This is a genomic window from Proteus sp. G4380 (assembly GCF_963885725.1).
GTDB lineage: Bacteria > Pseudomonadota > Gammaproteobacteria > Enterobacterales > Enterobacteriaceae > Proteus > Proteus mirabilis.
This window is the reverse complement of the sequence record NZ_CAWPAV010000202.1, coordinates 1-9,093: the sequence shown is the minus strand read 5'-3', so window position 1 is coordinate 9,093 and position 9,093 is coordinate 1. Positions and strand designations below refer to the sequence as shown.

Below are 9,093 nucleotides of genomic sequence, written 5' to 3'. Positions count from 1 at the left end.
AAATAATTTCTTTTTTGATAAAGATATGCTTGTTTTTTTTATTGATGATAAAGAGTGATCTTTATTATTAATATTCGTATTTATATCTTCTTCTATTTCTTTTTTTATGTGAGGAATATCACTAATTTTATGTTCATTGATTAATTTTATATCTTGAATATTATTGTCAGATAGTTTTTCAATACTAATCTTGTGATTAATGATATACCCTTTTCGAGGAACGGTGATGACAATCTCATCATCGATATCTAGCTCATTAAATGCTTTTCTTAATAAAAGAATATTTTGATAGAAAGCGCTATTAGTTATAAATTTTTCTTTATCTCCCCAGCCAATTCTAAATAATTCTCGTTGCGTAACTAATTCATTAACGGTAATAAGATGTATTAGCATTTTAGATGAAGGTGCTAAAATTTTCTTTTCTTTATTGAGTTTTTTTGAAAATAATAAATTTTTATCGCTATAAAATATAATGTCATCATTAATTAGATACATAGTGCCGCCAATACGTCATTTGGATATTTATTCTTCTTAATGCTAGAAAAGGAGTATTTTTTATATATAAAGCTAAAAAATTATTTTTTCAAGTTAAAAAACTAAAAAATTTGTTTATCGCATTTTAATACATTTAAATAACAATTAGAAACTTACTGGTAACAAATAAAGCAAGATATCTATTTATTTATTCGTATAGATTAACTATGTGACTTTTATTATTTAATATTATAAGTCTCTATAATCTTTAGGAATTACCATTATTTAAATTTATTTATAATGGGGGGGTTACTCTGGGAATTAGTGGAAAGCTTTTATAAATAAATTGGTATTGGAATTAAATTTATTTAAAAATGAGTAAAATCACTTCTAAAATTAAAGTTAAATAAATCAATTAAGTCGATTTTGGTTTTTATCTAACATATTGATATTCATGTTGTTTTTTGTGAGTTTTGTGAGTTTTGTAGTTTTTTTGCTAACACGCATTGTAATAACTCATGTAGCATTTATTGCATCAACAACATTGCGAAACAAAGTTAAAAGTTAGTTTTAATAAAATACAATCATAAAGCAGTAACTGGCATGCTCGTATTTTAGCATGATATATCCCATTTTTATAAAGCTAATAGAAAATAGATTATGGAAAGAGAAAAATACGAAATTGATAAAACTTACGATACTAAAGCTATTCATCAATACTTAGGGAAAGAGATCCGTTCAAAAAGAAAAGCGATAGGGCTAACAGGTGAAGATTTAGCTAAAAAGTTAAATGTCAGTAAACAGCAGGTATCTAGATATGAAACAGCAGAGTCAAAAATAAGCTTTGAAAAGCTATTGTTAATATCTGATGTTCTAGATCTTAATATTCAATATCTATTAAAAGTTATCATTAGTGATAAATTTAAAATTATTTCTGATGATTAGCTTTTAATTAAATTCTATGGACAAGATTCCAATATGGATATTTATATTTTTAATAGGGATGCGTGAATAAGGATATTCTTTTATGAGATAGCCTATCTCAATGTCGGTAAATACTAAAATAGTCAAATATAAAGGAAATGATGTATGAAATTTAATAAAATAGCATTAACAGTTCTATTAGCTACTTCAGCTATTTCTTTAAATGCTATGGCTGATAATGCTAATACAGGTGTTATCACATTTACGGGTTCTGTTGTAAATACGCCTTGTAATATTGCTCAATCTTCACTGAAACAAACAGTTGAGTTTGGCCAACTTTCTCGTAAAGCCTTAGAAAGTGGTAAAATGGTTGAGGCTGATTTTGATATTGAATTTACAGGTTGTGATTTTACTAATTTTGGTATAGATGCCACTAGTGGTAAGCCTGTTCCGGTTAAATCAATGGAACTTGTCTTTACTGGACAAAATTATGCTGATACAGCAAATACATTATTGGCTACTTCTGCTGGTAATACAAATAACTTGGGAATTTTAATTGATGGTTTTGAGTTTGGAAAAGCAAAAGATGTTTTACCAAGTATTACAAATCTAAAGGGTGATAATGTATTAACCTTTAAAGCTCTTGCTAAAGCTGTTGATGCAAGTAAAGATGTTTCTGAAGGTAAATTTAGTGCAATTTCTAATTTCCGTATAACTTATCAGTAATATGAATTAAATTGACTGTTAGTAAATATAAATGCTGGCAGTCAATTTTATCTCTTGAATAAGAATTTTTTAATTTATTATTTTTCATATTAATTTCGTTGGTTTTATTTTATATATCAATGGGTTTTTATTAACTTAGAAATAAACCAGCTAAAGCTGAAGATTCTATTTATATAATGGAGAAGAAAGTGGCTATTTATCGACGTATAGGATTGCAAGTAATTAGCAGTCTTTTGTCACTTATTTCTAGTACAGCATTGGCTTTCGATCCTAAAGTTATTGAGCATGAAGGAAGTACTTATCTAGTGGGTAGTGTTATCTCAACTCCTTGTTCTATTGTAATGTCAAATCGTTATCAAACGGTTGATTTTTCTTCTTTAACTTTAGCTATGTTATCAAGCAAAGAAAAACGCGAACAGCAGACTTTACCATTTGAAATAGAACTTCGTGACTGTGGCAGCATTTACACGTCAATTGACAGCAAAACATGGATGATACGTTTTGATGGACAGAGCGTAAGTAATATCAATGCATTTATCTTGCAAGGCACATCTAAAGGTTTAGGGGTTTCTGTTCTAGATAATAATAAAAATGCATTAATACCAGGAGAAACATATCCTTTATTCGATAGCGTATTACGACAAGATAAATCGGGACAAATCCTCTATCTGCGTTACTTCCTTAGGCTAGAACTCACCGGAGAACCTTTACGAGCTGGAGATTACCAAGGACTGGTTCGTTTTTTTATCCATTATCAATAAAGGTAGATGCATTTTCTTAGGCTCTAATGAATAAAGTATTTTATTACCTCTAGGATGGGGATGGTGAATAGTATGATATTTGAACTCAATCAGTTAAGGCAAGTCGTATTATTGACAATGAGTATTAGTGTGTTTTCTGCTTATGCTACAGAATTCAATATCGATGTGTTAGATGCAGAAGATATACAAAATATCGATATGAGCCAATTTTCCATTGCTGGCTATGTTCCCCCTGGTGATTATGTATTAACAGTTTTTGTTAATGGACAACGTTTAGGTGCACCTCGCGATATCACGGTTCTAGAGCAAAAAACGCAAACACAAGCTATCTGTATACCTGCTGACTTACTTGATTCTATTGGTTTAAAAGAGTCTGTAAAACCAAAAGTGACTGTATACCCTAATAGTCAATGCCTTGATCTTTCTGTTTTGAAAGGAATGCAAACAGTTATTGATCTCCCAACACTATCACTCAAAATAACGATCCCCCAATTATGGATGGAATATAGAGATCCTTATTGGACTCCTCCTGCATTATGGGAAGAAGGAATTAATGGTGCTTTCCTTGATTACAGCGCTAATGTTTCAATCACCGAAGAAAAAGAGGGGGATAAACGTACTTATTTGTCCACTAATGGTACTGCGGGTATTAATTTAGGTGTTTGGCGCTTTCGTGGTGATTATAGTGCCATCTATCAAAAAAAGCGGGGTGGCAGACAATCACAAGAAATACACGATTTTGATTTTAGCCGTCTTTATGGTTTTACCTCCTTGAAAAAATTTGCTTCAATTTTAACTATTGGAGAAAATTATTTTTACTCAGATGTTTTTGAATCATGGCAATACAGCGGTATTTCATTAGAAAGTGATGATCGCATGCTACCTCCCAAATTAGTGGGGTATGCACCAGAGATCACAGGTGTAGCAGATACCAATGCAACAGTGATTGTTCGTAGCCAAAATCGAGTGCTCCTTGAAACAACAGTACCCCCTGGACCATTTCGTATTCAAACTTTAGATAGTGGTGTTCGAGGGATACTCGATATCACAATCCGTGAAGAAAATGGAGAAGAGAAAAAATTTAGTATCAGTACTGCCTCATTACCTTATTTAACTCGCCCTGGCCGTCTGATCTATAAATTAGTGATGGGTAAAACTCGTTATGATGGACATCATTTAACAGGTAAACCCGTATTCAGTGGTGAATTCTCCTATGGTCTATCTAATGCTTGGTCGTTATATGGGGGAACACAATTTAACAGCGATTATCAGGCAACGGCGATTGGTATAGGACGGGATCTATTTTCTTTTGGGGCATTATCACTTGATATTACTCAGTCTTTTGCACGTTTTACTGATAAAAAAATAAAAGGGCGTTCTTATCGTCTTAATTATGCAAAATCTTTTGATGCACTACGCACGGATATTACTTTTGCTGGGTATCGATTTGCTGCTAGAGATTATCGCACATTAACTCAGTTTATGGATCAACGTCGTACTGGTTATGATATTCGCTCTCCAAAAGAGAACTATCAAATTTATATAAACAAGTATTTTGATAATTTTAATATATCACTAAATTATCAATATAGTACCTATTGGCAAGATAAACCTCAAACACAATATGGTTTATACGCAAGTACTAATATCAGTATTCCAATGTTATCTCAGCAAAATGCGAATATATCTTTATCAGCAACCAGAACTGAACGAGATAGTGGTTATCAAGATGATGCTATTAATCTGTATTTAACAATACCATTATATAAAGGCCATAGCATTTCATTTTCTGAATCATATTCTCGTATTGGTAAAAGTAATCAATATAGCCATAGAGCAAGTTATAGTGGTTATAGTGATCGCGATAATTATAGTCTGAATGTGGGCTATAGTCATGGAGAAGAAATTGATAGCCAATCAAGTATCAGTGGTTATTATTCTCGCGACTTTTCTCAAGCTAACTTATCTGCTAACGCAAGTTATGTACCACAACAATATCGTAGTGTTGGTGCATCAATTAACAGTGGTATTACAGCTACAACTCAAGGTATTGCGTTGCATCGTTCAGCTAATGGTGATACTCGTTTAATGATTGAAACACCAGGGGTTGGTGATGTACCTCTAGATAGTGGCGTTATCAAAACTAATTACTTTGGACTTGCAGTTATTCCTAATGTTAATAGTTATCGTAAATCTACGGTTTCTATTAATACCAGTCAGCTACCTGAAAATATAGAAACGCTAGAATCAACAACTGATATTACCTTGACTAAAGGGGCGATAGGGTATCGCAGTTTATCAGTAATGAAAGGGGAAAAGTTGTTTGCCATTATATCCCTAAATGATGGTAAGAAACCGCCTTTTGGGGCAAGTGTACGTAATGCGGATAATCGTGAGTTGGGTATTGTTGGTGAAGATGGTGTGACATGGCTAGTAGGCATTTCATCAAAAGAAAAACTATCTGTTTATTGGGCAGGGAAAAAACAATGTGAGTTGTCACTTCCTGAAGATTTAGCATCGCCAACTAGCATGTTATTGCTACCTTGCTCTTCACCTACTATATCAAAAATTACAGAAAATTAATTATTAATTAAATGTTTTATATTGTGAGGTTAGTTATGTTTAATTTTAGTCGTGGGTTATATTGTATTCTTGTTGGGTATTCCATATTTATTTCGATGGCGGCACATAGTGCTGTGACATTAGATAGAACGCGTATTATTTTCCCTGGAACGGAAAAGTCAATTAATATTACTATTTCTAATGATAATCCTGAAGAAGCTTATCTCGCACAAAGTTGGATAGAAGATTTGCAGGGGAATAAATTAACTAAAGGTGCTATTTTAGCAACGCCTCCATTACAGAGAATCGAGCCAAATAGTTATAGTTTAGTTAGGTTAAGTACAACACCAGAATTACATAAATTACCACAAGATAGAGAGTCGGTATTTTATTTTAATTTACGTGAAGTACCACCGAAATCAACAGATGGCAATACATTACAAATTGCTTTGCAATCTCGTGTAAAACTATTTTATCGTCCAAATAGTATTTTATCTGAAGCAGAAACTAAATGGACACATAAAGTGACATTAACCAAAACGGCTCAAGGCTACCGAGTTAATAATATAACGCCTTTTAATTTAACAATAATTGGATTTGGAAATAGTAAAGCAGCCGCTGAAAAAAATCCTTTTGATGTTGTCATGGTGCCACCTAAATCGACTCATGATATTGCGTCTTCTATATTATCTACACCTTATCTTACTTATATTAATGATTATGGTGGTAAACCATCGTTGGTATTTCGTTGCCAAGGTGATACCTGTGTGGTAACTGGTGAACAATAATTCTTAACAATATTGGAATATAGGAAAAGTAATGAGTAAATATCACGTTTTTAAAATAGCCAAATGGTTCAAAGTGCTTTTACTCATTGTTGGCTGTGCATTCAGTCAATTTATTATAGCCGAAAGTTCTATCGTGAGTACTACGACAAAACAATCAGTTTATGAGCCATTACATCAAGGAGTAGTTCAAGTGAGAGCCACTCTGTTTAATGCGCCTTGTAATTTATCTTTTGATAATAATTTAAGTTTGATTGGATGTGGAGCTGGAAAAGATTATCGCACCATAAACTTATTTGATGTAACAGCAAATACTCCTGCAAGTATTCGTTATTATGATATACAACGAAGGCTATTTTCTGAAGATTATTCACTTTCATTACACAATGGCAATAATCCAATATATTTACCCACCTTAATGAAAGATCAACATATATTACGTTTAGAGGTAAGTTATGAATAAGATGGTGAAATTTCTAGGGCTTATTTCTTTAACAATATGTAATTGGCAGTCTCAAACATTAGCGGCCAATAATTTAGATGTTGAATTTAGCGGTGAGTTAATCAGTGTTGCATGCCAAGTCGCTTCAGAATCAATAAATAAAAAAGTTACTTTACACAATCTACGTTGGCAATTTATTAATGAAAATGAAATTAGTAAAGTGACTCATTTCACGATTGCGATTGATAAGTGTAGTGAAACTGACTTACAGAAAAGTATTAAATTAACCTGGAAAAGTAACGAATTAGTTGATATCGATGGTAATCATTTTCTTATTACTAAAGGGGATAGTGGAGCACTATTAGGAATTATTGATAATAATGGAAGGTCTGTTATATGGAATAAACCGATGACAATTGGAGATGTAAGTGTTGTTGATGGTTCACAACAATTTGAGTTTGGTGTTTTTGTCCGTAAGCCAGCAATAGGAGAAATTAAGATTGGTGAATTTTCCAGTATCGTAACTTTTAATGTGGAGTATGAATAGTGCTAATATGGCTAAATAAAATGAAAAATTTATTGGGTGTAGCTTTATTATTTATTTCTCTAGTATGTAATGCTGATATTTTTATTAATATATCTGCAACAATGGTTGAACCTGTTTGTAATATACGTAGTGAAAATGGTAGTGCTCCATTAAAAATTGGTTTTGATACATTGACGATATCTTCACTGACTAAATCTCCTGTGGTAAAAGATTTTTCACTTTATATATCAGACTGTAATTTTAATAATACATTAGCCATTGTTTTAAACCCAAAAGGAGGAAGTACGCTTTTATATAAAGGAAAAAATATATTAGCAACAAGTACTGATGGGTTAGGTATAGATATTAATGAAGTGACTGGTGGAACTATTCGTTCACTGGAAACAAGTAAAAAGCATAAAATCAATCCAGAACGAATTAATTCAACTCTTTATCGTGTTGACTTACAAGCTCAGTTAGTAAATACAGTGCCTATTAATCAATTAAAACTAGGGAAGTTCAATTCAATAGTTACTATTTCAGTGACTTATAACTAATGGATATTTTTTATGTTGAAACTAATACATAAATTTTCCTCGTGGAAAAAAGAAATAGCATTAAATAATGTAATAATACCTTTATTAAATGACCTAATTTATTTCTTAATATTATTAAGTGTTTTTTTTATTAATTTTATATTTACATCTATTGCTATTGCAGATTATGCGCCAAGAATTCAAGATATAAACACTGGCTATATGATTAAATTGGCAAGTAACAGTCCTATTGCATTAAATCCAGTGAAAGGTACAGATGGTAAAAACTATTATAAAGTTGGTAATACGATTGTGATCAATAATACACCATCTAGTGTAAGTGTATCGGGGATTGTTCAGTGCATCGGGCTTACTTGGGGACATGCTTCAACAAATATTTCTTGGAATAATGCATATCATCGCTTGTTTACATATGTACCTATGGCTGGTACCAATATAGAAGGCCATATGGCATATCGTATTAATAGTAATTTGGTAATGACCATTGATACTCAAATGTTGAATTGGGTAAATATAAGAGGATCTGTTTGTGAACAGGCTACACCAACATTAACTGCTCATGCCAGTGAATTTACTGTACAATTTCCAATCAGTGTGACATTTTATATAAATGATATGGTTATTGATTCTCAGCTACCTATACCTGAAATGGATCTAGGAGGTTATGTTCGTGCATTTACACGATCAGGAACGAGTCCTCCTCAAAATTCTTGGGCATTGAATGATGTCACTGTTCCTATGCGATTAGCAGCATCACAATTAAACGTAACTTCTTCTTGTAAAACAGTAACAAGTACAGGACAAGTAAGTACTTTAAATTTAAAGCATGGGCAACTCAATACATTAAATTATGACAGCTTAGTTACAGAAAGTGTAACTTATAATTGTGTTTTTTCAAAAGCAACAAAAGTGAGATTACGTCTCGATTATATAACTGATAACGATCCTCAAAAAAGATTACCGATGGTGAGTACCCAAAACAGCAATAATAAAATTTATAGTGAATTGACCATGACAGATGAAATAACCGGGCAAAAAGGTAAAGATTTTAAAATTGACATTAATGATTTGAGAACAATTAAGATAACCAGCCATCTTCAAGGAACAAATGCGATAGCTGGAGATTATAAAGGTTCAGCTTGGCTAATCGCTACGTTTGATTGACATATTATGATTTAGCATATAATTGATAGATATTTTCATATAATTATCTGAATAAGTCTCTATTTATCATTAGGATAAGTAGAGGCTTATTTTTTTTGAAATAGAGTGATTAAATTTATAAATAATACGATTGTAACGTATTAAAATTTTTTGGGATTAATTAACTTATTGA

The 9,093-nt window shown here is 31.8% G+C and carries 10 protein-coding genes; 9 read left to right on the top strand and 1 reads right to left on the bottom strand.

All coding sequences use genetic code 11. The features are described from left to right. A partial coding sequence (locus AACU98_RS17505) for a winged helix-turn-helix domain-containing protein (RefSeq protein ID WP_431311576.1) occupies positions 1 to 495 on the bottom strand: 495 nt, incomplete at its 3' end. Between the two features lie 639 nt (positions 496 to 1,134). Between AACU98_RS17505 and AACU98_RS17500 the strand changes: the two genes are divergently transcribed. From AACU98_RS17500 to AACU98_RS17460, 9 genes are all read left to right on the top strand, one after another. Next, positions 1,135 to 1,419 (top strand): helix-turn-helix domain-containing protein, encoded by a 285-nt coding sequence (locus AACU98_RS17500; protein ID WP_161735271.1) that lies wholly within the window; start codon positions 1,135 to 1,137, stop codon positions 1,417 to 1,419. A 144-nt stretch (positions 1,420 to 1,563) separates the two neighbouring features. Further along, complete coding sequence (locus AACU98_RS17495) at positions 1,564 to 2,124, top strand: fimbrial protein (protein WP_004247349.1); 561 nt, start codon at positions 1,564 to 1,566, stop codon at positions 2,122 to 2,124. A 188-nt stretch (positions 2,125 to 2,312) separates the two neighbouring features. Further along, positions 2,313 to 2,885 (top strand): fimbrial protein, encoded by a 573-nt coding sequence (locus AACU98_RS17490; RefSeq protein WP_036919880.1) that lies wholly within the window; start codon positions 2,313 to 2,315, stop codon positions 2,883 to 2,885. Between the two features lie 60 nt (positions 2,886 to 2,945). Continuing rightward, entirely contained in the window at positions 2,946 to 5,468 is a 2,523-nt protein-coding gene (locus AACU98_RS17485) for a fimbria/pilus outer membrane usher protein (protein ID WP_110144404.1), read from the top strand. 35 nt (positions 5,469 to 5,503) lie between these two features. Next, positions 5,504 to 6,235 carry a fimbrial biogenesis chaperone gene (locus tag AACU98_RS17480; protein ID WP_004247352.1) on the top strand — a complete coding sequence of 244 codons (732 nt, stop codon included), beginning with the start codon at positions 5,504 to 5,506 and terminating at the stop codon, positions 6,233 to 6,235. 31 nt (positions 6,236 to 6,266) lie between these two features. Next, positions 6,267 to 6,695 (top strand): hypothetical protein, encoded by a 429-nt coding sequence (locus AACU98_RS17475; RefSeq protein ID WP_004247353.1) that lies wholly within the window; start codon positions 6,267 to 6,269, stop codon positions 6,693 to 6,695. Beyond that, positions 6,688 to 7,221, top strand: coding sequence for a fimbrial protein (locus tag AACU98_RS17470; RefSeq protein WP_004252417.1), 534 nt, complete (start codon positions 6,688 to 6,690; stop codon positions 7,219 to 7,221). Before AACU98_RS17475 ends, AACU98_RS17470 begins: the two co-directional genes overlap by 8 nt. Before the next feature lie 20 nt (positions 7,222 to 7,241). Continuing rightward, complete coding sequence (locus AACU98_RS17465) at positions 7,242 to 7,757, top strand: fimbrial protein (protein WP_036900794.1); 516 nt, start codon at positions 7,242 to 7,244, stop codon at positions 7,755 to 7,757. A gap of 12 nt (positions 7,758 to 7,769) precedes the next feature. Further along, positions 7,770 to 8,921 (top strand): hypothetical protein, encoded by a 1,152-nt coding sequence (locus AACU98_RS17460; RefSeq protein ID WP_004247356.1) that lies wholly within the window; start codon positions 7,770 to 7,772, stop codon positions 8,919 to 8,921. The last annotated feature ends 172 nt before the right edge of the window (positions 8,922 to 9,093 follow it).

Bases quoted from the DNA above. Each gene is read 5' to 3' on its own strand.
- AACU98_RS17500 (WP_161735271.1), top strand. From the start codon at position 1,135: ATGGAAAGAGAAAAATACGAAATTGATAAAACTTACGATACTAAAGCT.
- AACU98_RS17460 (WP_004247356.1), top strand. From the start codon at position 7,770: ATGTTGAAACTAATACATAAATTTTCCTCGTGGAAAAAAGAAATAGCA.
- AACU98_RS17475 (WP_004247353.1), top strand. From the start codon at position 6,267: ATGAGTAAATATCACGTTTTTAAAATAGCCAAATGGTTCAAAGTGCTT.
- AACU98_RS17495 (WP_004247349.1), top strand. From the start codon at position 1,564: ATGAAATTTAATAAAATAGCATTAACAGTTCTATTAGCTACTTCAGCT.
- AACU98_RS17465 (WP_036900794.1), top strand. From the start codon at position 7,242: ATGAAAAATTTATTGGGTGTAGCTTTATTATTTATTTCTCTAGTATGT.
- AACU98_RS17470 (WP_004252417.1), top strand. From the start codon at position 6,688: ATGAATAAGATGGTGAAATTTCTAGGGCTTATTTCTTTAACAATATGT.
- AACU98_RS17485 (WP_110144404.1), top strand. From the start codon at position 2,946: ATGGTGAATAGTATGATATTTGAACTCAATCAGTTAAGGCAAGTCGTA.
- AACU98_RS17480 (WP_004247352.1), top strand. From the start codon at position 5,504: ATGTTTAATTTTAGTCGTGGGTTATATTGTATTCTTGTTGGGTATTCC.